Here is a 25,741-nt window from a genome sequence, read left to right as displayed (position 1 = left end):
GAATTAGTTGACTTATTCCAATACTTAGCACAGCTAACACCAAAAATTTCGACGCCTTAATACATGTTGTTTCATTAAGCATTTATAAATCTTTGCATATTATACTAAACATGTATACGCTATGTACCAGCCCTATTTTTTTTGACCGAATGCCGTAATGGCCTCTACAAGCTTATCCAGGTTTTTTGTAGTTGTAAAAACATTTGGAGTTATTCTTACTCCACTTATATTTTCCCAGGTAAAGCTGCTGGTATGTATTTTATATTTTTCAAACAAAAAGGAACCGAGTTCCACAGGTTCTTTTCCCTCAATACTTATACAGCCTATAGCACAGGCCCAGCGTGGGTCAAATGAAGTTCTCAATTTTACGCCAGGCAGGGATTTTACCTTTTCCATCCAATAATTTTTCAGATAGTGCAGGCGCTGCTGTTTACGTTCGCTCCCTATCATTTCATGAAATTCTATTGCTTTGCTTATTGCCTGTTCAATATAAAACGGCCGGGTACCTAAGGTTTCAAATTTCCGTATATCATCTTTCAATGGATCATCTGCTGTCGCAAACATTGGATAAACATTCTTTATCTTCTCCTTTTTTACATAAAGCATCCCGCTGCCTATTGGCGCATACAACCATTTATGCAGACTGGTAGCAAAATAATCCACTCCAAGATCATTAATATTAAAAGTAAGATGAGCAAAACTATGCGCACCATCAACCAGGACTTCAATTCCCCGTTTATGTGCTTCGGCAGCGATCTTTTTTACAGGTAATACCTGTCCAGTCCAATTGATCATATGTGTTATATGAACAAGCTTTGTTTTTGAAGTAAATGCGCTCACAAATTTTTTTACAAGAAATTCCTCATCTTCTATGGGAAGCTCAAGATTTAACCAAACCATTTTAATACCATCCCGCTTTTCGCGTTGTTTATATGCATTTACCACATTGGGATAATCCTGCCGGGTAGCCACTATTTCATCACCAGGCTTCAGGGTTAATCCGAAAATAATCGTTTCCAGCCCTTCGGAAGCATTCCTGTTAACTGCAATTTCTTCAGCGCTGCATCCTGCCAGCCTTGCCAGGTTCGCTCTTAATGGTTCACGCCCCTGGTCTAAAATCCGCCACATATAATAGCTGGGAGCTTCATTGCTTAAATCGTAATACCGCTTCATAGCGTCCTGAACTGTTTTGGGAGCAGGTGATACGCCGCCATTATTCAAATCCATTACAGCTGGTGATGATGTAAATGATTGCTGCACATAATACCAAAATGATTCATCAGACGCTAATTCCTCAGGTGGGATATTACCAGCTTCAGCTATTGCTTTACTTAAATTTCTGGACCACGCCGGCACTGAGGTGGAAAGAAGGGCTGAAGCAGTAAAAAGTCCTGCCTTTTGTAAAAAGTTTCTCCGGTGCTGTGATTTCATAATAAAATAACTAAAATTAAAATGGTAATATACTTAAAGGTGAGTAACTAACAGGCGAAATCTTCAACATGCAGGCATATACCACGTTAGATAATCAAAATAAAAAACCGCAAACACAATACTGAACTGCATTTGCGGATTTTACCAGTAGCGAGGATGGGAATTGAACCCATCACCTCAGGGTTATGAATCCTGCGCTCTAACCAACTGAGCTACCTCGCCGGATTATTACCCAACCACATACCTGTGATTTAGGGGCTGCAAAAATAGGGGTTTTTGCACTTCTTTTTTAAAAATGACCAGGAAAAACATACTTTAATAAAAACGGGTGGCTAGACAACCACCCGGTACCAAAACATGAGAAAACTTTGAACTTCAACTAAATGTATGATCCAGGAATGAGTTGAAGCCAATGAAAAAATGAAATTCCCGGAGTATTTTAAAATTCGGTTAACCTATACAAGATCATATTCCCTGGACACATTATACGCGCTGCCAGATGTATTAATAATATTCATAAGCACCGGAAATATTTCGGTGTCCCTGTAATTATACCTGAATTCACATTCTTTAATGTGCAGGTTAAGGGTGTTTTTGCTCATACCTCTGAATTTATGCAACCGCCCCTTTGTATGCTGCCAAAAAACATTGATTTCCGATAAAGCGCCGGTGGATTTGTTACCGGCAGGCAATATCCAATGTAAATTCCATGCACTGCAATCTGCTATAGCCTCAAAATTTTCGAACATCGACGACAATAACTTATATTCAGACTCACCTGATGAAGGAGTTATAACTGATTTAAGCACTTCGTCACCAACTTCCTTAAGCCATTGTGTACATATTTTCCCATTTTTTATTGAAAAACCGTAGTAAGCATGGTCATTGGCATTATAAGTTGACGCAGCGTCAGGCTGTTCATAAAACGATATGCCGGCGGCATGCTCTTTTTGGCAATGAGACGCTATATGATTCCTGATCAACTTAAAATAATTATTCACAGTAACACGGCTTACTCCACTTATTTCAGCTATCTGTGTAGCCGTAAGATCATCACAGAAAAGTTGCAGTATTTCCCGGCATTTGCGCTCCGAAAGATGAGCGCCTTTTAATAACTTATTCTTCATAAATAATTAGTTATACGAATAACTTCGGATTTAAAAATCAATACAAAAACCTGCACAGAAAATGTAAAATACACAAACGGAAAAAGCGCGGGGTAAACGATGATAACTAGATTAATTTACTCTACAATCTTGCCATATTAAAACAACAAAAACCATCCCGAATATTTTTATCCGCCTCAGATAAAACTTTTACACCACCAAAATGTTACAAAAAGAATGGCGACAAGCGTAAAAAAATGATGAGCGGTTATAACGGCAAATAAAAACGCAGTGCAATGTGAATACCGGCCCAGCCGGTAAGAAACAGCCTTATGTGATAATAATTCCTTTACTTTTTAAGGTACACTTCAATAATACCCTGATTAGTATTCCTGGGCGCAAAGAAAGAATCAACCCGGTTATAATGCAACTGGAGGCTATCCCTTACTCTAAAAGGATAAAAATTATTTAAAGTGTTAATATATTCAAATAAAACAACGTCATAATATTGTTCACCAATTCGATCCTCAAACATTTTGGCTTCGCGGTTAAACATGCCTACACCAAGATGATACCAAAGCGGAAACTTATCTCCGGTTTCAAGTTTGTATGGTATTTCAGCAGCCAGAAAAGTAAGTTCAGACATATTGAGTACTCTTACATCTTTCTTATTCCTGAAAACATCAAGATTAAGCATCCTGTCTATACCTCTTGCAGTTGGCTCAGGAACGGTAATTTTATGCAATGTTTTCACATTTGTTCCCACCCAATTGCCCTGGGGAACAGCAATTGAAGCTGTTTTTATTGCTGCATTATGCATATCGACAATATTTTCCCCGGTAGCGGACGTAGCCATTGCGCCGGTTGATTCATTTATTCTTAAGATACGTTGCATATAGTTCCAATATAACTGGCTCCACCACAGCATTACCCCAATACTTAACACTGCACTGATTTTAAATAGATTTACCTGAACCGGCAAAACTGTGAGGAGCGCGCTGAAGAAAAATGCAAATGCAAAACTGTGAAAGAAAATATTACTGTTATCAGGCGTATAACTGGTAACCTGAAAAATTGCGGCCATACATAACACACCCAATGTCATTAACAGGAAAACAACATCTCTTTTGTTTCTTATAAAATCTTTCCACTGCTTTAGCGCCGGCAAAGCAATCAACAGGATAATGAAAAAATAAAATTTTAACCATTGGGAATCTCCAAAAAAGATATTTAACATATCTCCCGCAGAAACCCTGGCATTATGGGGGGGTTGCCCATGGTTAAACCAATAAGAAAAATCGTACCGGGAAAAATAAAGTACTGCTGCAGATATGAAAACAGCGGTGCCGCCAACATACAATAAAAAATATTGCCATTTTTTCTCAAACCAAACACTATACAAAAGCAATATGCTGCATATCAAAAAAATCAATCCGCCACCATCCTGCTTAGTGAAAAAAGAAAAAAATGTAAATACAGCCGCCAAAAGCGAAAATAATTGCTTTTGCCTGTTTTTCTCAATCATTATTGCTTTAATGGTAAACGCGAGGGCAATAAAAGCATATACTATTACCGAGTGATTATACCATGGCCAAAAATTAATAAATGAAAAGGATATACAGTATAGCAGCACAGATGCAAACCTTACCCCTTCATTAACCTGCAAAGTTTTTAAAATTGAACGAAACGCCAAACCGGAAATAATATTGATAAATACCTGGGCTTTTACCAATGTTATCATTTGGCTGCCAAATATTTTAAAAAATAGGGCCGGAACAGCCCAGTACATACCGCCCAAAGGAATACCAAAATCGCGAAAGGGAATTTGCCCGTTACTTATGCGGTATGCTCCTTCCCAGGAAAGAAAAATATTTACCCTGTAAGGCAGTGTAAATAAAAGGGGAACTATAGCAAACGCCATTATAATGATTATCTCCAGAATTGCTAAGGGTCTTTTCATGTGCATAAACTCGGTTAATTTGTAAAAATATAGATTAGAAGCATAAATTCATAAGAACCCTGATCAAAAACCTTCTTAATGCATTATCTATATCTTATCTTTACTAATAATACTAACGTATTCAATTGGTACGTTATTGAATCAGAGTGATAAATATCAAAATCTTTTTATTATCACTTTTTTCTTTTATAATCACTAATAAGCTACCCAGTGATATACTTAAAACTATTGAGACCAAAAGATTGGGCAAAAAATCTTTTTTTATACGTACCTCTTTTTTTCTCAGGAGATATATTTGACACATCAAAAATCATAAATGTTTTTATTGGATTCATCGCGTTTTGCTTTATTGCAAGCAGCATTTATATAATAAATGACTATGGCGATAGAGAAGATGACCGAAAACATCCTGAAAAAAGAAACCGGCCTCTTGCTTCGGGCAAAGCTTCGCCGGCTGTTGCACTGATCATTTGCGGTATACTTATTATAGCCGGCTTTGCTATTGCATATTTTACCAATAACCGTTTTTTTATTTTATTATCTATATATTTTGTTCTGAATTTAGCGTATTCATTTGGGCTGAAAAACATTCCTATTCTGGACATATTTATTATAGCTATAGGATTTTCATTACGTATCCGGTCCGGAGGCGCATTAGCACATGTTGATGTAACCATCTGGATGAATATTATGGTATTCCTGCTTGCTTTGTTCATGGCTATCGGTAAAAGAAGAGACGATGTTTTAATAAAGCTTTCTTCGGGAGTAGATATGCGCAAGGTAGTGAAAGGATACACGATAGATTTTTTAAATACAATGCTGGCCCTCGTATCTGCTGTGATGATTGTTTCCTATTTCATGTTTACTGTATCTGAAGGTGTTATTAAACGCCATCATACTGAAAGACTATATATAACCGCCCTGTTTGTAATGGCGGGCATTATGCGTTACCTGCAAATAATATATGTGCATGCTGATTCAGGATCTCCAACCAAGATTTTATATAAGGATAGGTTTATACAAATCTCTATTCTGTTATGGATGATTAGCTTTTATTTTCTTATTTATGCAAAAAAAATTCCTTTTTTTAATTAAAGAAAGCAATGCCTGTTGTACTTATACTTGGTGCCACATCTGATATGGGCAAAGCTATTGCCCGTAAATTCGCAGAAAAAGAATATGATATTCAGCTAGCATGCCGCAAGCCTGAGGAAATTTCGGCACTGGTTTCTGATTTGAAAATACGTTTTCAGCGCAATTGTACTGCACACGCTTTTGATGTAACTGATTTTTCTTCGCACCGGCAATTCTATGCATCGCTCCCTTCATCGCCTGATATAGTGGTCTGTGTGTTTGGTTATATGGCTGACAATGATATTGCCATCACTGTATGGGAAGAAGCACTCAGAACCATTGAAACCAATTACACAGGAGCAGTAAGCATTCTTAACATCATTGCAACAGATTTTGGTTCAAAAAAGGAAGGCATTATTGCTGGTATCAGTTCTGTGGCAGGGGAAAGAGGAAGGCAAAACAATTATATTTATGGAAGCGCGAAAGCGGGGTTTACCGCTTACCTGTCGGGGCTGAGAAATAAACTATATAAAGACAATGTGCATGTAGTTTCTGTTTTACCTGGATTTGTATACACAAAAATGACAGAGCATCTTAAGCTTCCCAAACTACTTACCGCAACACCGGAGGATGTAGCAACATACACTTATAATGCGATTATTAAACGGAAAGATATAATCTATATTAAGTGGTTCTGGAAATGGATCATGTTTATCATTAAATGCATTCCTGAAACTATTTTTAAAAAGAAAACACTTTGAAAAAGGCAATCGCATTTTTTGATTTTGACGGAACCCTTACAACCAAGGATACACTTCTGGAAATAGTAAAATACTACAAAGGAAGAACCGGATTGTATACCGGATTTTTAAAACTATCTCCCTGGATTGCCGCCATGAAACTTAAACTTATCTCCAATCAGTTTGTTAAAGAACAATTTTTGACTCACTTCTTTGAGCATACACCCATAGATTTATTTCAGCAACAATGCGATGTATTTGCCGAAAAAATCATTCCCCAATTGATCAGACCGGCAGCAATAAAAAAAATCAATGAATTTAAAGAGAATAATATTCCAGTAGTAATCGTATCTGCGTCACCTGAAAACTGGATAGCACCGTGGTGCAGGAAAAATAATCTGCAATGCATTGCAACATTACTTGAGGTAAAACACGGGCATATTACCGGGAAAATACATGGCGAAAATTGCTACGGTACTGAAAAAGTAAAAAGAATTAAAGAAACATTCGATCTGTCTGCATATGAAGAAATATTTTGCTTTGGAGATACAAAAGGTGACAAGCCCATGTTAGCGCTTGCCACCTCTGCATATTATAAGCCTTTTCGCTGATGTTATAATTTCACCAGTTTATATGTAGATCTATACCTGTAGTCTACGATAACTTCTATAAAATATATACCTTTTTCCAGCTTCGATACATCTATTGTCTGGTAGAAGGCATTGTTATCTTTAATAACTTCTTTGTGTAGTACCTTCTTTCCACCTGCATCAAATATATCCATCATAGTTCTTCCTTTTGCATCTCCCGCCAGATTAACATGTATAATGTTTTGTGCCGGGTTTGGATATACCTGCATTGTTTGAGATAAGTCTGGTCTGCCTCCGGGATTATTAACCAATACTTTTACAACAGACTTGCCGGTATTACCCTTGCTGTCTGTTACAATAAGCTCAAACTGGTACTCCCCTTCTACAAATCCTGAAACGGATGCAAGCGAACCATCATTTTCCTTTATTTCAACTACAGCAGGGCCGGCAGTTAATGTCCATTCATATTTTATAATATGATCATAGGTACTGTATGAGCTTGTTCCATCAAGCATCAATACATCAGTAACAGATATAGTTGTATCGCTTATGATATTAGCCACCGGAGGTTCGGGCCTGATATCTTCAGCAAATACATCCATAGTTACATCAGCAGAGTCAACTGATCCATTGGTATCATACACAAACAAGCGGAATACATATACACCCGGCTCAATAGTAAGTATACTGGGGTTTACGGTAGTAGCATTTAACAGGTTAACAGGTTTAGTACCTGATACAACAATCCACTTGTACTCCCTGATACTTCCTTCCTGCGCATATGATTTACTTCCATCAAGCTGTATGGCATTTACCGGAAGATGAACTTCAAAACCTTTACCAGCATTGGCAACAGGCGGCTTAACTACTGCAGGATTTACAATAACAGACACACTGGCTGTTGATGATTTACCATTGTTGTCAGTTACTTTTACCTGGAATTGATAGGTTCCTGCTACCAACCCGGTAACTGTTGTCATACCGGATGAAGGCTCTGCAATTGTTCCTTGTTGCGGACCAGATATTTTTGTCCATACAAAGCTTTTTATTTGCCCTTCAGGCGCAGTTGATAATGTTGCGTTCAACGTAGCAACATTTACCGGCAGCGTAATAGTTTGTGCACTACCGGCATTAGCAACAGGTGGTTTAGGCGCAGGCTTAACAGTTATGGTTACTATTGATGTAGCCGTGCCTCCAAGATTATCAGTCACTTTCAGTTGTACCTGGTAGGTACCTTCTGTAAGATTGTTTACTTCTGTTTTTACAGTTGCAGCGCTTACTATAGCACTTCCCAAAGGTCCTGATAATATGCTCCACTTATAGCTCACTATACTGCCGGCGGCAGATGCAGATTTACTGCCATCTAATTTCACCGTATTAACAGGTAACACTATTGTTTGAGCATCTCCTGCATTTGCTACAGGTGGTGGCGGAGCAGCCTTAACAGTTATGGTTACTGTTGCCGCTGAACTTTGTCCGTTACTGTCAGTTACTTTTAATTCAAATATATATACTCCTTCTGCAAGACCATTTACCGCGGTGCCTGCAGAACCTGCATCCACTATCACTGCATTACCCCCTGATAACTTCTTCCACTCATAGCTCACTATGCTTCCCGATGGAGCTGTTGACTTACTTCCATCAAGCATTACACTATTCTGTGGTAATACTATTGTTTGTGCATTACCCGCATTAGCTGCAGGCGGTAATAACGCAGGCTTCACCGTTACCGTTACCGTGGATGTTGCACTTAAGCCATTATTGTCAGTTACTTTTAACTGGAATTTGTATACGCCTTCGGTAAGGTTATTCGCCCCGGGATTAACTATTGCTGTGTTTGATAGTGTGCCGGGCACAGGACCGGACACTTTACTCCATTCATAACTTACAATACTGCCGGATGGTGCTGTTGAGCCGCTTCCGTCAAGCATTACACTATTTACAGGAAGCGTTATGGTCTTATCAGAACCCGCTACCGCTGCCGGTGGTAATGGCGCTGGTTTTACCGTAACTGTTACAGTTGATATTGACGAATTGCCATTATTATCTGTAACCTTCACCTGGAATTGATATATGCCTTCCACAAGGTTTACAATATCAGTGCTGACATTTGTGGGATCGCTAATAATTCCTTGAGCAGGTCCTGAAATTTTAGTCCAGGCATAACTATCAATACTGCCGGATGGTGCTGTAGATCCACTTCCATCAAGTTTTATGGTGTTCAGCGGAAGCGTTATGGTTTGATCAGCACCAGCGTTGGCTACCGGAGGTAATGGCTCAGGTTTTACAGTAACTGCTATTGTAGATGTAGATAAATTACCATTATTATCGGTAACCTTCAATTCAAAAATATATACACCTTCTGTAAGCCCGCTCACTGTTGTACCCATATTTGAAGCATCTTCAATAACAGCATCTGGCGAACCTGATATTTTACTCCACTCATACTTAACTATATTACCGGATGGAGCAGTTGATTTACTACCATCTAATGTAATGCTGCTTGCAGGCAACGTAATAGTAGCATCACTACCCGCATCGGCTATTGGAGGTAATGGTGCCGCTTTTACAACAACTGTTACAGTTGCGGTGGCACTCAATCCATTACTGTCTGTCACTTTTAATTCAAATTCATATATTCCTTCTGCAAGGCCACTTACTATTGTACCTGCTTTTGCAGCATCCGCAATCACAGCATCTGACGGGCCAGATACTTTGCGCCATGAATATGATGCGATACTACCTGACGGTGCAGTTGATCCACTGCCATCCAGGGTAACACTGTTTGCAGGCAATGTTATTGTGATATTATTACCCGCATCTGCCATTGGAGGCACTGGCACTGCTTTTACCGTAACAGTTACTGTAGCAGTTGCACTTAGTCCATTATTATCTGTTACTTTTAACTCAAATGTGTATACACCGTCTGCAAGTTCACTTACTGCGGTGCCCGCTGAACCGGCATCTGCTATCACCGCATTGCCGCCAGATAATTTCTTCCACTCATAACTTATTATACTACCCGATGGGGCTGTTGATTTGCTTCCATCAAGCGTGATACTGTTAACAGGAAGCGTGATGACTTGTGCGGAACCCGCGTTAGCTACAGGCGGCAATGGCGCAGGCTTAACTGTGATGGTTACTGTTGCTGTTGAGCTCTGTCCATTATCATCAGTTACTTTTACCTGGAATTTATATACTCCTTCTGCGAGACTGCCTGCCGTTGGATTTACAATACCAGCATCTGATAATATTCCTGCTGACGGCCCTGATACCTTACTCCATTCATAGCTTACTATACTGCCTGAAGGAGCAGTTGATCCGCTACCATCCAGTATTACACTATTAACCGGGAGTGTAATAGTTTGATCAGCTCCTGCACTTGCTACAGGTGGAAGCGGTGCTGCATTTACAGTAATTGTTACTGTAGATGTGGATGAATTGCCGTTACTGTCTGTTATTTTTAACTCAAACACATACACACCTTCTGCAAGATCACTTACGCTTGTAGTTACACTTACCGCGCTTGCAATAACACCATCTGCCGGCCCAGATACTTTGCTCCATTCATAACTAACTATACTGCCCGATGGTGCTGTTGATCCGCTGCCATCCAGTATTATATTATTCTGGGGAAGAGCAATCGTTTGATCCAAGCCTGCATCTGATACTGGAGGCAGTAATGCCGGGTTCACCGTAACAGTTATCATAGCTGTTGAAGTTTGCCCGTTATTATCGGTTACTTTTAATTCAAACTCATATATACCTTCTGACAAAGAAGTTACAGCTGTATTTGCAGCAGTTGAATTTGCTATAACAGCATCTGATGAACCAGATACTTTTGTCCATAAGTAACTGTCTATAGTCCCTGACGGTGCAGTTGATCCGCTGCCATCCAGTGTTATACTGTTAACAGGCAGGGTAATTGTTATATCGCTGCCCGCATCAGCAACCGGGATTGTTGACAATGGCATTACGGTAACAGTTATTGTGGCTGTTGCACTCAAACCATTACTGTCTGTCACCTTTAATTCAAATTCATATACACCTTCTGTAAGGTCACTTACACTTGTAGTTACATTGTTAATATCTGCTATTGTTACCGATGACGGCCCGGATATCTGTTTCCATTCATAATTTACTATTGACCCTGAAGAAGATGATGATTTACTTCCATCAAGCGTTATACTATTATCTGGTAATATTATCGTTTGCCCGCTTCCTGCATTTGCTACCGGAGGTAACGGAGCAGCCTTAACAGTTATGGTTACTGTTGCCGCTGAACTTTGTCCGTTACTGTCAGTTACTTTTAATTCAAATATATATACTCCTTCTGCAAGACCATTTACCGCGGTGCCTGCAGAACCTGCATCCACTATCACTGCATTACCCCCTGATAACTTCTTCCACTCATAGCTCACTATGCTTCCCGATGGAGCTGTTGACTTACTTCCATCAAGCATTACACTATTCTGTGGTAATACTATTGTTTGTGCATTACCCGCATTAGCTGCAGGCGGTAATAACGCAGGCTTCACCGTTACCGTTACCGTGGATGTTGCACTTAAGCCATTATTGTCAGTTACTTTTAACTGGAATTTGTATACGCCTTCGGTAAGGTTATTCGCCCCGGGATTAACTATTGCTGTGTTTGATAGTGTGCCGGGCACAGGACCGGACACTTTACTCCATTCATAACTTACAATACTGCCGGATGGTGCTGTTGAGCCGCTTCCGTCAAGCATTACACTATTTACAGGAAGCGTTATGGTCTTATCAGAACCCGCTACCGCTGCCGGTGGTAATGGCGCTGGTTTTACCGTAACTGTTACAGTTGATATTGACGAATTGCCATTATTATCTGTAACCTTCACCTGGAATTGATATATGCCTTCCACAAGGTTTACAATATCAGTGCTGACATTTGTGGGATCGCTAATAATTCCTTGAGCAGGTCCTGAAATTTTAGTCCACAAATAACCTGTTATAGTTCCATCAGGCGATAATGATGCACTTGCATCTAATGTAATTGTATTAACCGGGAGTTGAATACTTGTATCATCACCTGCATCTGCAACAGGCGGTGCAGGCGCAGGATTTACTGTTACGGAAACCACATCAACAGCAGAGGAACCAAGATTATCTGTTACTTTCAACTCATATTCATATAAGCCCTGGGTAAGTCCTGTAATAGCAGTTTTGGCATTGCCGGCACTTACGATAGTTCCACCGGTGGGTCCGGATATTTTACTCCACTCATACTTAACTATATTACCGGCAGGTGCAGTTGATGCACTGCCATCCAATGAGGCAGTATTGGTTGGTAAAGTAATGATTTGCCCATTACCGGCATCTGCAACAGGTGGCACAGGAGCTGCGTTCACCGTAATAGAGACGCTCGCTACTGAAGTAGCACCATTGCTATCTGTAATTTTGAGTTGAAAAACATATACACCGTTAACTAAATTAGTTGCAGTAGTAATAGCTGAGGAGGAATTTGAAATGGTTCCATCAGTTGGTCCTGATACTTTACTCCATTGATAGTTGGTAATTGTTCCGGAAGGGGCTGTAGATGCGCTTCCGTTTAATGTAACACTGTTAGAAGGTAATGTTATAGTTTGCGGGTTACCGGCATTAGCTACCGGTGGCAACGGTGCAGGATTAACCTTCACTGTTACTTTCGCAGTAGCGGTTTTTCCATTATTATCAGTTACCTGCAATTGAAACTCGTATGTTCCTTCCTGCAGATTAATTATTTTGGTTGATACTCCTGAAGGAGTACTGATTGTGCCCGAAGCAGGACCTGAAAGTTTAGTCCATAAATAAGATGCTATACTTCCTGAAGGCGCTGTTGATTTACTACCATCCAGGGTGACACTATTAACCGGGAGTGTAATTGTTTGTGCAGAACCTGCATCTGCAACAGGAGGAGAGGGTGTAATTACCGTTCCTCTTTTATAACTCAGCATCCATTCATATACATTTTTTCCATCTTCTTTAAAAGCAGGGTCGTACGTTTTAGTCCATGCATCATGGGAGTTATTATTCTCAAATATTGTCAGCTTAGCCAAAGGATCAGGATTATTATCATTTATAAACCTTTGTAAGGCGATAGCCTTATAAACATATGCTGAAGGGTCGCCCCTGTTATTTGTTATCCATACAGGCAGGTTAGACAATGCTGCATTTTTAGCAGCTCCAAGCGGATCTGGGGTTACACCATTTACAAAAGTGTCAATGTTTGGGCAAACCAGCAGCAAAGCAGCAAGCTTATCAGAATAGCTTTTCGCTGCTCCTGCATATCTCCAGCTCTCCATCCCCCCCATACTTAATCCTGTTAAATAAATTCTTTGCTCATCAACTCTATAATTTTTCAGTGCATAATCTATGGTCGATTGTACATTCTCGACAGGATTATTAGGTGTTTTTAATTGAGGTGATATAATAATAAAAGAAAAATTCTCTCCTCCAACGGTGAAAGATGCCGGGAATTTACCATTATTCAACAACTTGGGAATACCATTAACCAAAACTTTTGTCAACTGTGTTGTTCCATTTCCCAATTCCCCTATTCCGTGTATAAAGACCAATAAAGGAAATTTCTTTGTTGGCTGAGAAGCATAATCTACCGGTAAAGACTCATAAAACCCGCCGATATTAGAATTTATATTAGCAGTTACAGCCTTTTGCGTTTGCACCTGGGCCATCAAACTGCTACAAAGGACAGATAATAATATAAATGAAAGTACTATACGATATAAAAAAACACTCAAATAAAGCCGCTTCATAGTTTTCATATATTGGATTAAATAACTACTGGTACGTTCGATTCTTAGAATTATTCCTAACGGATCAAAATTGCATTTGTTATTAATCGCCGATAAGTATAAAAAAAGCTATGAATGAATAGTATTGAGTTTCAGATCGTATGATATTAGCACTTTATCGAAAATATTTTTTATTACCACTTGCTAAAAGACCTGCATCTTGTGTAGTAAAAACCATATATCAATTACTGAAAAAAGAACTACAGATAAAATAAGTAAAAACCAATACCACAAAGAATTTCAGCAATACCATATCACTATATAAAAATATGTATTGATGCGCCGAATGATAAATGCAATAGCAAAATGTAAACTTTATAAAAAAGAAAAGGGATAAAATTTTTACATTTTACCCCTTTAAGAAAATATATGCTTTTAAGTATTATGCAGATGCGTATGTTTTCTTCAGGAACTTCACTCCTTCTTCGGCTATGCTTTGCTGTGAAGGTTCCATATTTCGCCAGATAGATGCGGCTTTTGCTATTATTTTTACATCAGGTGTAAATGATTCGATAACAACATTATTATCGTAACCAATTTGTTTTAATGCATTAAAAATCTCCGTCCAGTTTAAGGAATCATTTCCCGGTGTGCCACGATCTGTACCACATGCGTGAAAATGCTTCAGTTTGCTCCCTGCTTTTAGTATCGCCTTTGCCTGGTTTTTCTCTTCTATGTTCATATGAAAAGTGTCCAGGTGCAAACCAACAGCCAGGTGATTGATATCATTTACCAGTTTTAATCCCTGGTCACAGGTATTTAAAAAATCTGTTTCAAAACGGTTAAGCGGTTCAAGGCATAATGTAACATCCGCTTTTTGCGCATAATCGGCAAGTGATTTTAAATGCTTTACCACAATATCCCATTGTTTTTTGTAATCTTCAGGTGTTTCAAAATCTGCCCTGCCAACAGCAGAATATAGCGGTCCAATAAGAAATGGACAACCCAGGTCAGGCATAACATCTATTATCCCCTCCAGGTATTTTTTTGCGCCTTCCTGGTCTGAAGCACTACCCCTGAAATCTCTGTCGGCTCCCATTGCCGCACAAATTGATCCGCAAACAAGCCCGTTATCATCCAATGCCTTTTTTACAACTTTTGCATCTATATGCGATGCATCTTCCAATGCAATTTCTACCGAGTCGAAGCCCCATTTTTTAAATTGAGGAAATAAAGAAATGCTTTCAGTTGTAAATGGAGATGTAAATAAAAATGTGTTTATACCAAATTTCATATCGCTGATTATTTTTTTACCTGGGTGAACAAATATACGCCGTGCTTATTACCGGTAACAATATCCGGTAATCCATCCTTATTCATATCCAGTACATCAACATGTAAACCGGTACCGGAATCATTATCAATTTCATGCGGTATCCATTGAGGGGTTTTTCCCGGCTTATATTCAAACCAATAGATTACGGGCGGATCAAATTCGCCGGGGTCATTACCATTACCATTATGCGCAAAATAACGCTTACCTGTTACGATATCAGGATTGCCATCACCATTAATATCCGTTACAATAAGCCCGTGCGTTTGAGAAAATTTATTGTAGATATCATGATGCTCCCAGGTGATATTACCACTGGCATCTCTTTTCTGCTCATGCCACCATATTCCAAACTTATGCGCAGAGGCGCTGATAACATCATTTAACCCATCCTGGTTCAGATCAAGCACAAACATCTGTGAACATTCCTGGCTTATTTCTCCTTTGTGAAATGTCCAGTTGGGCTGTGTTCTGTCAACAGGCGCTTCAAACCAGCCATCTTTTATTACAAGGTCTTTTCGCCCATCGCCATTGATATCGCCCAACCCAATACCATGGGTATACTTATGCGTGCCAATATCAGGATTGGCGCTGATAATAATTTTCTGCCATGTTGTATCTCCTTTTCTGGATGGAGATTTTAACCAGATGATTTGTTTATCTATTGCGTCGTTGCCTATAAGGTCAGGGCGGCCATCTTCATCAACATCAATCAGCATGGGAGATTCATTACCCAACGATTTATTAATAAGATGCATTTTCCAGTACCCCGGTTTGTTTTGTGGATTTTCAAACCAAACCACAGGCTCACCGGGATGGTCAACACGTATATAGTCCATCCATCCATCCTGGTTTACATCCATTGCAAAATTCAGGAAGGAATTGCCGTATGTTCTTATATTAAAAGTATCCCCTTTGGTAAGTTCATGCCTTTTCCACGCAGGTGCTTCAAACCAGAAAGCACCGGCAATTATATCCAGTTTCCCATCTTTATTCACATCAGCTTCAGTGGCGCCTTCACTGACGAATTGATTGGTAATGACAGTTTTTTTGAATACTGGTTCTTTCGATTTTTGTTTTCCGCTTTGCGCATTGCACATAATGACCGAAAATACAACCGGTAAGCATAGCAATCTTTTTATCATAATTAAATTTTTAGCTATAAAGTATAAGCAATGTAAAACACATTTAAGATAATACTTCAAATTATTTAGCACGCTCCAGCAGTCCACTACTCTTCATCCATTTCATTACAATGCTCAGCCACTCAGCAACAGGTATATTCAGCACAAAACCATGATCACCTTTTGGATAAATATGCATTTCTGCAGGTATTTTCCTGTGGCGCAATCCTTCATAAAAAGAAATGCTGTTATCAACATCCACCACTTTATCATCACCTGCATGAATCAAAAATGCGGGGGGAGTCTGGTCACTAATCTGCAGGTTATTGGAGTATAATTTAATTTTGTCTGCTGAAGCATTTTTTCCAAGCAGATTATCTCTTGAACCGCTGTGCCCCAAACTATCACTCATACTGATGACCGGATATACCAATATCATAAAGTCAGGACGAACCTGCTGCACTGTATTTGTTTTTAAAACAGGGATACTAAAATGTGTACCAACGGTAGATGCTAAATGCCCACCTGCTGAAAAACCCATGATACCAACCCGCTTTATATCTATATTCCATTCACCGGCACGTGCCCTTATTATACTCAATGCCTGCTGTGCATCCTGCAATGGTCCGCTACTTTTATCTTTCATTATACGGTCATCAGGTAGCCGGTACTTTAATACAAAAGCGGCAACGCCCTGTGAAGAAAGATATTCAGCAATATCATATCCTTCTTTACCAATTACCAAAACCCCATAACCTCCACCAGGACAAATCAATACTGCTGCACCAGTTGATTTACTTTCTTCAGGAATATATGCTGTGATGGTGGGGTTTTCTACTTTAAAAGCAAGACGCCTTGCGGTATCATATCTTTCCTCAGCTGCTGCTTTTATTCCACCGGGAATATCTTTTCCATACAAGGGAATAATTTGTTGTGCAACAGAAACACAATAAAAAATAAAAGAAAAAACAATAGTGGTAATACAACGTTTAAGCATACACTAAGAAATTATAAAATGAAAACCCTCATTGTTTTAGGTCCATGCGCTCCCAATACCAGCGACTGCTCAATATCCGCGGTTTTTGAAGGACCTGCTATAAAAGTAGCAAAGCCGTAATCTGTATTCCCAATCCTTTCATAAGCCTGGTGCATGGTAAATACAATATCTTCTTTTTTAACAACCACTGCCAATTGGTGTGTTATAAAGGGAAGTACCCTTTCCGGAACCAATGCGTCCGTTACCCAAAGCGCAGCGTTTTCAGCAACACCAAAATGTGCTTCAATAATAGCAAGGTCAACATCTTCCAGTGAATGCGGATCAATGTCACTACTTATTACTTCGCCTGTTTTAATCTGGCTGCACACCGTAATTATTCGCTTTGCATGTATATATTCTGCACGAATAATCTCTTCAATTTCATCATAACTATTTACAAAATGTGTGGCGCCACCAATTGTACCCAATACATTTGCAAAAGCAGTTGGCGCATCAGTAGTATTATATAATTCAAATTGCAGTTGAGGCAGCGGTCGCTGATCCGGCTGGCTGCTTTTAACGGCTTCTAATATTTTATCCCTGCTGTTCATATATTATTTCCTGTTCTTTTTATACCATTCACCAAATGATTCTTCAGGTGGCTTGGGCATATCACGTTGCTTATACCACGGATTAAGCTTGTTGTTTACAATGAAAGACGTATTACGTAAAACCCATCTTCCTGCATTACCTGCAAAATGATATACTCCCGGATGCGATAATGTAAATGTCATGCCTTTCATTCCCATCTTCTTTACTGTGCTTCCATATCCTTCTTTCATTAATACCTGCCGCCATTTATATAACTGATCGTGAATATCAATTTTTACCGGGCAAACATTACTGCAGCTTCCGCATAAGGTTGATGCAAAAGGCAGATCAGCATATTGCTTCATATCTATATTGGGCGCAAGTATAGAACCTATCGGGCCAGCTACAGCTGTGTGATAGCTATGTCCGCCGCTTCTTCTGTATACAGGGCAGGTATTAAAGCATGCTGCGCAGCGGATACATTTTAAAGAGTTACGAAAATCTTTTCTGCCAAGCTGTATGCTTCTGCCATTATCAACCAGCACAACATGCATTTCCTGCCCTTTACGCGGCTTTTTAAAATGACTGCTGTAGGTAGTAATGGGCTGGCCGGTTGCGCTTCTTGCCAACAACCTCAGGAACACAGATAAATGCTTGCGCTGCGGCAGGAGTTTTTCAATCCCCATACAGGCTATATGTATATCTGCAAGATGTGCTCCCATATCCGCATTGCCTTCATTGGTGCAAACAACAAATTCTCCTGTTTCAGCAATAGCAAAGTTCACACCGGTAAGCGCCAGTTTTCCGGTAAGAAATTTTTCCCGCAGGTGAAGTCTTGCAGCATGTGTAAGAAACTGCGGATCATAGTTTCCTTTTTCCGTATGCAGATGCTCATGAAAAGTATCGCTTACATCCTGTTTTTTTAAATGTATAGCAGGTAAAACAATATGACTTGGCGGCTCTTTCCGCATCTGCACAATCCGCTCTCCCAAATCCGTATCAATTACTTCAATACCCTGCTGTTGCAAATATTCATTCAAATGACATTCTTCAGTAAGCATTGATTTGCTTTTTACCATTTTGGTAATGCCATGCTTTTGCAGAAGACTATGTACAATTTCATTATGCTCTTTTGCATCAGCCGCCCAATGAACGGTGATGCCATTCCTGGTTGCTTCCTCTTCAAACTGAATCAGGTATTCGCTTAAATTAGAAAGTACATTATTTTTTATTTGTGATGCTGTTTCGCGAAGCAGTTCCCATTCAGGAAGAGATTTAGATGCTTTATCTCTTTTCACTCTTACCCACCATAATGTCTCATCATGCCAGTTTACACGAGGCTCATCAACATTAAATTTTTCAGCAAGCGATGCATGATCTTTATCAGCGTAATTCGTCATACTGTTCTATTGGCTGTTTAAAATCTCCGCTATATGTTTAACCTTAACCTTACTGTTTTGCCTGCGTAAAATCCCCTCCAGGTGCATCAGGCAACTCATATCACCTCCTGTTATATATTCCGCTCCATGTTTGATATGATCCGCCACCCTGTCTTTTCCCATCTTCACACTTACCGCTTCTTCGGCAACACAAAAAGTACCGCCAAACCCGCAGCACTCATCCACACGATCCAGCTCAACCAGTTCAAGTCCTTCCACCATTTTAAGCAATTTACCAGGCTTGGAAAAAGCCGGAGCATTTAGTTCAGACATTTGAGAAAGCCTAAGTCCGCGTTGCCCATGACAGCTTTGATGCATACCCACTTTATGCGGAAATTTTGCGTTAAGCTGTTCTATTTTAAGTACATCTGTAAGAAATTCTGTAAGCTCATATACCCGCCTGCGTATCTCGCCGGCTTTTTCTTCCTGCTTATCCGCGTGAAGATGTTCTTTAATATGCAGGGTACAGCTTCCTGATGGACATACTATATAGTCAAATCCGCTAAAATTATTAATAAACAATTCATTACAACTATTGGTAAGATGTTCAAAACCGGAGTTAGCCATAGGTTGACCGCAGCAGGTTTGCTTAGGCGGATATACAACCTCCACTCCTGCTTTTTCAAGCAACTCAAGAGAAGCAATTGCTACCTGCGGGTAAAACTGATCAACATAACATGGCACAAATAATGCTACAATCATTAAGAACGATTATCGGGAAAGAAAATGAATGATTATCGAAAGTAATACATTTTTTACGTTGAGCCGACCTGCACTTTCCTGTATCGCATGCCGGTAACAAATCAAAATATGGTGGATAATTAATTGAGGAGTTTTTAACACATTGTATATTATTTTATCACGGTATTTACGTTATTATTACATACATGGCTGAAACAGGAAATACAAGATTTTTTGAGAGGAGCATCGTTATAAACACCATTGCTCTGCTTACTATTATTCCGCTCGCCCCTTTGATCAATAGATTTATTCCACCTGTAATTATAGGATATTGGAATGTTGATCTGCTAATTTCTATTCTCACAGCATTTGCATTGGTAAGATTGATCCTGTGGCTATTCCGCCCATTAATTGTGCCTGCATTTATTTTGGTAGCCGGCTTTGTGGTATATAATCAATTTACAGATGGTTATAATCTTAAAAATATGATTATAGATTATAAAAATATGGTGGCGAAAAGCTGGGATGTAAGAGATAATAAAGAGAAAGACCTGTATCTTATAAAACCTGACCTTTTTGACACAGGCGTTGAAAAAGCCGTAAAAGGGCTAAAGTCAAAAATCAATCCCAAAGATTCTGCAGTAAGAAATTTTGCCGTAAAACATTCCATTGAATATTTTGATGATTATCATTCAAAGTATGGTCCCACAGTGCGCTTTCTTTCTTTATTCAAATACATCAATTCCAATTTTAAATACGTAGGCGATCCGAACCGCGATGAATATTTTGCCTCTCCGAGAGAAACTATTGAAAATGGTTTGGGTGGAGATTGCGACGATCATACTATTTTGATGATATCCACACTAAAAGCGATCGGGGCAAAATGCCGGATGGTATTGACAGAAAATCATGTTTACCCGGAATTATACTGCGGCGATAAAAAAACATTCAATACAACACAGGAAGCGATTACGCATTTGTTTGCAACAGAAAACTTTACCGGATTATATTACCGCGAAGAAGATGGCAATTACTGGATAAACCTTGACTATACGGCCCACCACCCCGGTGGACCCTATGTTGATAATAAGGCTTATGCTGTAGTTGAATTTTAAATACTTCCTTTTCTTTCTAATTTTTGAATAGCCTTCTCAGCCCTGGAGTGAGCCTCTTTCACTTTATAATTATACCATTTGTCTTTAAGGATCTTCCTCATGGCATTATCAAAATTGCGGGTAAACACAAGATTACTGAAACCGGTAACCCTGTCTTTGGCAGAAGATAATGCCCTTACACTTACTGAATACCCTCCTGTTAAATACTGTATATAATGCCAGTATCCTGCAGGCATAAATAATGTTTCTCCAAACCTGATCGTACCTTCCCAACCATCAGCATATTGCAGTGCAGGAAATTTTTCAAAATCCATATTCCTCATATCGCCTATTCCATGAAAATTATATGGAAGTTTATATAACAAAGAAGAGGCTTTATTAGGGAAAAGTGTAACCTTTTTTTCACCGTGAAACTGTGTAAGGAACACATGTGACATATCGATGTCAAAATGGTTCCTGGTGCTTGAGCCGCCACCACCAAAAAACATCAGCGGCAACCAGGTAAGAATATTATCAGCAATTTTATTAAATACAAGCTGCTTCCTGATTTCAGGTTTTTCTATCAATAAATTAAAAAGAAATAATCTTGACTCAGTTGGCTGGCTTTGGATCAAATCGAGATATTCACCAAATTTCATTTTGGCAATCGGCGCGCTTTTAACCATATCGGGGTGCGCATTCTCACTTCCGTGAACAGGCACCATTAAATCTCCCGCTACTTCTTTAAAATAATCATAGTTCCATAAATCCAGCGCGGGCCCTTTAACAAAGTCTTTAAGAATTACCGGGGTCTTGGTCTTAACAAATCTTTCCGCAAACTCCTGTTTTGTTAATCCTTCAATACGTTGAACGGGTTGTAATTTCATGTTAATATCGAATTTAGCAAGCCAAAGGCACGCAATGATAAAGATTATTTTTGAAACAAAAACTTACAAAATGCCTACAGTCTAATAACCTGAATAATATAAAGTATTATTATAATGTAATTTAAACAATCTCAGCAAAAATACCAAAACATAGTGATGGGGTAAAAGGCAAAAGGCTGAAAGTTGAAGATTGAAATTGAAAGGTAAAAGGAGCGGATAATAGATATTAGAATCTGACGGCTGATAGCTTACGGCTAATAGCCAATAACACTTTTAATAATTGTTTAAATAAGTAATCATAAAATGCATTTTCCCTGCCATCATTATTACAATTGAAAATCAAGCCCTATTTTTGAAGGGAAATTTTTTGTTATGGGAGCAGTTAGGCCTTTAGTGGACCAGGAAACAGACACTGAAATAGATGTACTTAAACCTTTTCAACTGATTGTTTGGAATGATGAGGTGAACACTTTTGAATGGGTTATTGAAACACTTGAAGAAGTGTGCGGGCACAGTCATGAACAAGCCGAACAGTGTGCATATATTATTCATTTTAAGGGAAAATATGCTGTTAAGCACGGTGATTACGATGATTTAAAACCTCAATGTGATGCCATTACAGAAAGAGGAATTGGGGCAACAATTGAAGAAATGGCACAATAAATCTTCAGTTTTTTAAACTTTTCTCTATTTCCCGCAAACGGTAAGCATTCATAGCGGTTTTACCCAATTTATTGATAAGCCTGTAATTTACAATTGCCCCTACCGGTGCGCCGATTACAGGAACAAGCTGGGCCATTTTTGCAAGATCAATATAATCCCTGTATTCCTGCTGAAAAGTTCTCCAGTCAAATTCATGAATATCTTCCGGAAGATTTTTTTGAAACTGCTCCCAATTATTCATTTGAAGAAATATCTTCCTTCTATGCTGCGGGCTTGAAAAGGCTAATTGAAAAATGTACAGTATGTACACTCTTTCTTTATAGTTTTTTATATCAATGCCATATACTGATGCAAGCTCAAAAAGCAGCTTCATTTTTATTCCGAGGAGCAGCGGAAAATCTGCAAGACCTAATAAGATTCCTCCGGCGCCTGTAATTCCGCCTTCTGCAGCCGCAGTTTTTTTATAAAAATCTATTTTCTCTTTAGCAAGTGCATCTCTTACCTGCAGTGAAATATTTTTATCGAATTTGCCTGTTGTAAATTCAGCCCCAAACAAAACACCTCTGACCATTTGCTTAATGGCAGCAGTTATTGCCTGATGAACTTTTTCGGGAATAACCTTATTAATGCTTGTTTGTACCCGCCTCGATAATTTATCGAATAATGAAGGATCGCGAAGCATATCATGCCTCCAGTCTTTCAATACTTCACTAATTTGAGCGGTATACTTACTCATAGCTTTTATTACAATGCATCAACATCCGGTACTACTATTACAGACCTGAACAGCTTATGCTGGTGTACTTCAACTGTAGCATTACGGATAGCTGCCTTGCATCGATATATCAAAGCTCCGTCTTTAGGGAGTTTCAATAATATTTCCATGATATACTGGTTGCGTATACGATTGATTACCGGCTCTGCGGGTCCAACCATGTATTTATCGAATGACTGTTTTAGCCGGTTTCCCCAAAACCATGAAGCTTCAGTTACAATTTCTTTTTGCTTATGTCTGAATTCAACTTTTATGACTCTTGAATAGGGAGGATAAAAAAAGTTTTTTCTCGCCTCAATTTCTGCGGCAAAAAAGGAATGATAATCGTGCATCTTTACAAAATGCAGGACCGGGTGTTTGGTATTAGCAACCTGTATCAGTACCTTACCGGTAGTATCTTTTCTGCCTGCGCGGCCGCTCACCTGTTCCATCAGCTGAAATGCTCTTTCATTCACCCTGAAGTCGGCAAAGTTTAAGATACTATCCGCATCTAGTATCCCCACCAGGCTTACATGTTCAAAGTCAAGCCCTTTAACAACCATCTGCGTTCCAACCAGGATATCAATTCTTCTCTGTTCAAATAACTGAATCAAACTATCATGCGCATGTTTTCCCCGCACACTGTCAATATCCATTCTCGCTATTTTTACTTTAGGAAAAATTTCGTCGAGATGCTCCTCTATTTTTTCAGTACCAAAATTTCTTTGTATAAAATGATGATTGCCGCAAGCACCACAAACAGTAACATAAGGATACGTTGAACCGCAATAATGACAAACCAGCTTATTGCTCAGCTTATGATAGGTTAAGCTAACATCACAATTTTTGCACTGTGGAATCCATCCGCATGTTGCACAAACCTGGTAAGGAGAATATCCTCTCCTGTTTTGAAATAATATTACCTGTTTGTTTTGTTCTATCGCTAACTCAATAGCTGCTTTAAGCTGAGGAGAAATAATTACCTTTTCTTTACTTTTTACCAGTATCTGTTTAATATCAATAATATCTATCTCCGGCATTTTAACGCCGCCGTACCTTTCTGTTAACTCCGCTAAACCATACTTTCCCTGTTCCGCATTAAAATAGCTTTCTACTGAAGGAGATGCGCTACCCAATAATACTTTTGCATTGAATAGCCTTGCGTAATATATGGCACTGTCTCTTGCATGATAACGCGGAGCAGGATCATATTGTTTGAATGATGCATCATGCTCTTCATCAATAATAATTAAGCCCAGCTTTGAAAAAGGGAGAAATAAAGAAGATCTGGCACCTAACACAGCTTTCAGTTCTCCGCTCTTGATTTTATTCCATATTTCAATGCGCTCATTCTGGCTAAACTTACTATGGTAGATGCCGATATAACCTCCAAAATGTTTTTGCAGCCTGCGGATCACCTGTGATGTTAAAGCAATTTCCGGCAATAAAAACAACACCTGCTGCCCGGCTTTGATATATTTTTCAATAAGCTTGATATATATTCTTGTTTTACCGCTTGAGGTAACACCATGCAATAAACAAACGGATTTTTCAGCAAAACTTTGTTCAACAGTGCTAAGCGCCTCCTGTTGTGCAGGTGATAACTCAAAATCAATAGTAATATTCTGCGGCAAATACTGTAGCCGGTCTACATTTCTCCTTTCCAATCTCAATACATTCTTATCAACCAATCCTTTCAACTGCGCATCACTGGCTCCTGATTTTTTTAGGAGTGCCGGTTTCGTAACCTCCCCTTCTGTTTTTGCAAAGTGCAGGTAGCCCAGTAGTAATTCTAACTGCCTGGGAGCCCTGCTCCAGTTATTCATAAGCTCAGCAAGCTTTGCTTCATCTCCATATTCCGGGTTGAGTATAACATATGTTTCCTTTTTAGGAACGTACGCTTCCTTTAATGCCTCCCAAACAAAACAGAGCCTTTTTTCAATCAATCTTTTTACCACAGGATACACATGTGATGAATCTAAAAGCTGTTGTACTTCGGTAAGCTTTAGCTCACGTTTAATCAATAATGCTTCGCCTACAATATATTCTTCATCATCAAGATAAGAGAAATTATCTCCATACTCCTCGTTATAAACAAGTATTGTTTCGCTGCTGAGCTTAAAATAAGAAGGTAAAGCGGCGGCCATCACTTCTCCCTCACTGCACATATAATAATCCGCTATCCATTTCCACAACTCCAGTTGCTGGGGATATATCACCGGGTCTGCATCAAGTATATTCAGTATAAATTTCGGGTCAAAAGCGTGTGGTTTATTGTGATGGAGATTTTTAATCAGACCTGCGTATTTTTTATTCCTGCCAAAAATAACCTCGGCCCTGCAGCCGGGTTTAGCTTTATCTGCCAGGTGAGGCGGTATCTCCCATGTAAACGTATGCGGCAAGGCAAGCGGTAATATTATATCTGCATACAAATTACCGGTTGCTTTTCTTAATGCGCCAGTATCAAATAAACCTTCGTCCATTAGAATAAAGATAAGGGAGAAAATAAGTTTTGCTTTTACAAAATACCT

Annotated in this window: 18 protein-coding genes and 1 tRNA gene; 5 read left to right on the top strand and 14 right to left on the bottom strand. The window is 39.1% G+C overall.

Features of this window, described 5'->3' with window-relative positions; translation table 11 throughout:
* Positions 1–132: 132 nt before the first annotated feature.
* From DC498_RS05880 to DC498_RS05865, 4 genes are all read right to left on the bottom strand, one after another.
* Positions 133–1,431: an aminotransferase class V-fold PLP-dependent enzyme gene (locus DC498_RS05880; protein ID WP_116873207.1), complete on the bottom strand. Its 1,299-nt coding sequence runs from the start codon at positions 1,429–1,431 to the stop codon at positions 133–135.
* Positions 1,432–1,579: 148 nt separating this feature from the next.
* Positions 1,580–1,653 (bottom strand) — tRNA-Met (locus DC498_RS05875).
* 233 nt (positions 1,654–1,886) lie between these two features.
* Positions 1,887–2,558 carry a hypothetical protein gene (locus DC498_RS05870; RefSeq protein ID WP_116873206.1) on the bottom strand — a complete coding sequence of 224 codons (672 nt, stop codon included), beginning with the start codon at positions 2,556–2,558 and terminating at the stop codon, positions 1,887–1,889.
* A 328-nt stretch (positions 2,559–2,886) separates the two neighbouring features.
* Positions 2,887–4,497 (bottom strand): hypothetical protein, encoded by a 1,611-nt coding sequence (locus tag DC498_RS05865; RefSeq protein WP_116873205.1) that lies wholly within the window; start codon positions 4,495–4,497, stop codon positions 2,887–2,889.
* Positions 4,498–4,707: 210 nt separating this feature from the next.
* Here DC498_RS05865 and DC498_RS05860 point away from each other — a divergent pair, with 210 nt between their 5' ends.
* The 3 genes from DC498_RS05860 to DC498_RS05850 are packed head-to-tail and all read left to right on the top strand — an operon-like array spanning position 4,708 to position 6,922.
* Positions 4,708–5,592 (top strand): decaprenyl-phosphate phosphoribosyltransferase, encoded by an 885-nt coding sequence (locus tag DC498_RS05860; RefSeq protein ID WP_116873204.1) that lies wholly within the window; start codon positions 4,708–4,710, stop codon positions 5,590–5,592.
* Positions 5,593–5,600: 8 nt separating this feature from the next.
* A complete protein-coding gene (locus DC498_RS05855; protein ID WP_116873203.1) occupies positions 5,601–6,332 on the top strand; it encodes an SDR family oxidoreductase in 732 nt (243 codons plus the stop codon).
* Complete coding sequence (locus DC498_RS05850; protein ID WP_116873202.1) at positions 6,329–6,922, top strand: HAD family hydrolase; 594 nt, start codon at positions 6,329–6,331, stop codon at positions 6,920–6,922. Before DC498_RS05855 ends, DC498_RS05850 begins: the two co-directional genes overlap by 4 nt.
* Before the next feature lie 2 nt (positions 6,923–6,924).
* Here DC498_RS05850 and DC498_RS05845 read toward each other — a convergent pair whose 3' ends face one another.
* The 7 genes from DC498_RS05845 to DC498_RS05815 form a co-directional block, all read right to left on the bottom strand.
* Positions 6,925–13,689, bottom strand: a complete 6,765-nt coding sequence (locus DC498_RS05845; protein ID WP_165813763.1) for a PKD domain-containing protein — start codon at positions 13,687–13,689, stop codon at positions 6,925–6,927.
* A gap of 421 nt (positions 13,690–14,110) precedes the next feature.
* Positions 14,111–14,962, bottom strand: a complete 852-nt coding sequence (locus DC498_RS05840) for a sugar phosphate isomerase/epimerase family protein (protein WP_116873200.1) — start codon at positions 14,960–14,962, stop codon at positions 14,111–14,113.
* A gap of 8 nt (positions 14,963–14,970) precedes the next feature.
* The gene (locus DC498_RS05835; RefSeq protein WP_116873199.1) at positions 14,971–16,146 is read right to left on the bottom strand and encodes an FG-GAP repeat domain-containing protein; all 1,176 of its coding nucleotides are present in this window, start codon (positions 16,144–16,146) and stop codon (positions 14,971–14,973) included.
* A 61-nt stretch (positions 16,147–16,207) separates the two neighbouring features.
* Entirely contained in the window at positions 16,208–17,122 is a 915-nt protein-coding gene (locus DC498_RS05830; RefSeq protein ID WP_116873198.1) for an alpha/beta hydrolase, read from the bottom strand.
* Positions 17,123–17,133: 11 nt separating this feature from the next.
* Positions 17,134–17,712, bottom strand: coding sequence for a LutC/YkgG family protein (locus DC498_RS05825; RefSeq protein WP_116873197.1), 579 nt, complete (start codon positions 17,710–17,712; stop codon positions 17,134–17,136).
* A gap of 3 nt (positions 17,713–17,715) precedes the next feature.
* Positions 17,716–19,092 carry a lactate utilization protein B gene (locus DC498_RS05820; protein ID WP_116873196.1) on the bottom strand — a complete coding sequence of 459 codons (1,377 nt, stop codon included), beginning with the start codon at positions 19,090–19,092 and terminating at the stop codon, positions 17,716–17,718.
* Between the two features lie 6 nt (positions 19,093–19,098).
* Positions 19,099–19,833: a (Fe-S)-binding protein gene (locus DC498_RS05815; protein WP_116873195.1), complete on the bottom strand. Its 735-nt coding sequence runs from the start codon at positions 19,831–19,833 to the stop codon at positions 19,099–19,101.
* A gap of 185 nt (positions 19,834–20,018) precedes the next feature.
* Between DC498_RS05815 and DC498_RS05810 the strand changes: the two genes are divergently transcribed.
* Positions 20,019–20,927, top strand: coding sequence for a transglutaminase domain-containing protein (locus DC498_RS05810; protein WP_116873194.1), 909 nt, complete (start codon positions 20,019–20,021; stop codon positions 20,925–20,927).
* Here the strand turns inward: DC498_RS05810 and DC498_RS05805 are convergent.
* Positions 20,924–21,793: a cupin-like domain-containing protein gene (locus DC498_RS05805; protein WP_116873193.1), complete on the bottom strand. Its 870-nt coding sequence runs from the start codon at positions 21,791–21,793 to the stop codon at positions 20,924–20,926. The two genes, DC498_RS05810 and DC498_RS05805, sit on opposite strands and share 4 nt — an antisense overlap.
* A gap of 372 nt (positions 21,794–22,165) precedes the next feature.
* On the opposite strand from DC498_RS05805, the gene DC498_RS05800 reads away from it, so the two are divergent.
* Positions 22,166–22,456: an ATP-dependent Clp protease adaptor ClpS gene (locus tag DC498_RS05800; RefSeq protein WP_116873192.1), complete on the top strand. Its 291-nt coding sequence runs from the start codon at positions 22,166–22,168 to the stop codon at positions 22,454–22,456.
* Positions 22,457–22,460: 4 nt separating this feature from the next.
* On the opposite strand, the gene DC498_RS05795 is transcribed toward DC498_RS05800, so the two are convergent.
* Both DC498_RS05795 and priA read right to left on the bottom strand, forming a co-directional pair.
* Complete coding sequence (locus tag DC498_RS05795) at positions 22,461–23,192, bottom strand: EcsC family protein (RefSeq protein ID WP_116873191.1); 732 nt, start codon at positions 23,190–23,192, stop codon at positions 22,461–22,463.
* An 8-nt stretch (positions 23,193–23,200) separates the two neighbouring features.
* Entirely contained in the window at positions 23,201–25,693 is a 2,493-nt protein-coding gene (gene priA / locus DC498_RS05790) for a replication restart helicase PriA (RefSeq protein ID WP_116873190.1), read from the bottom strand.
* Positions 25,694–25,741: the final 48 nt, after the last annotated feature.

Source organism: Terrimonas sp. (assembly GCF_003075435.1).
In the GTDB taxonomy this organism is placed as follows: Bacteria; Bacteroidota; Bacteroidia; order Chitinophagales; family Chitinophagaceae; genus Agriterribacter.
The sequence above is the reverse complement of the archived record's forward strand: the minus strand, read 5'-3'. Positions and strand labels throughout refer to the sequence as shown.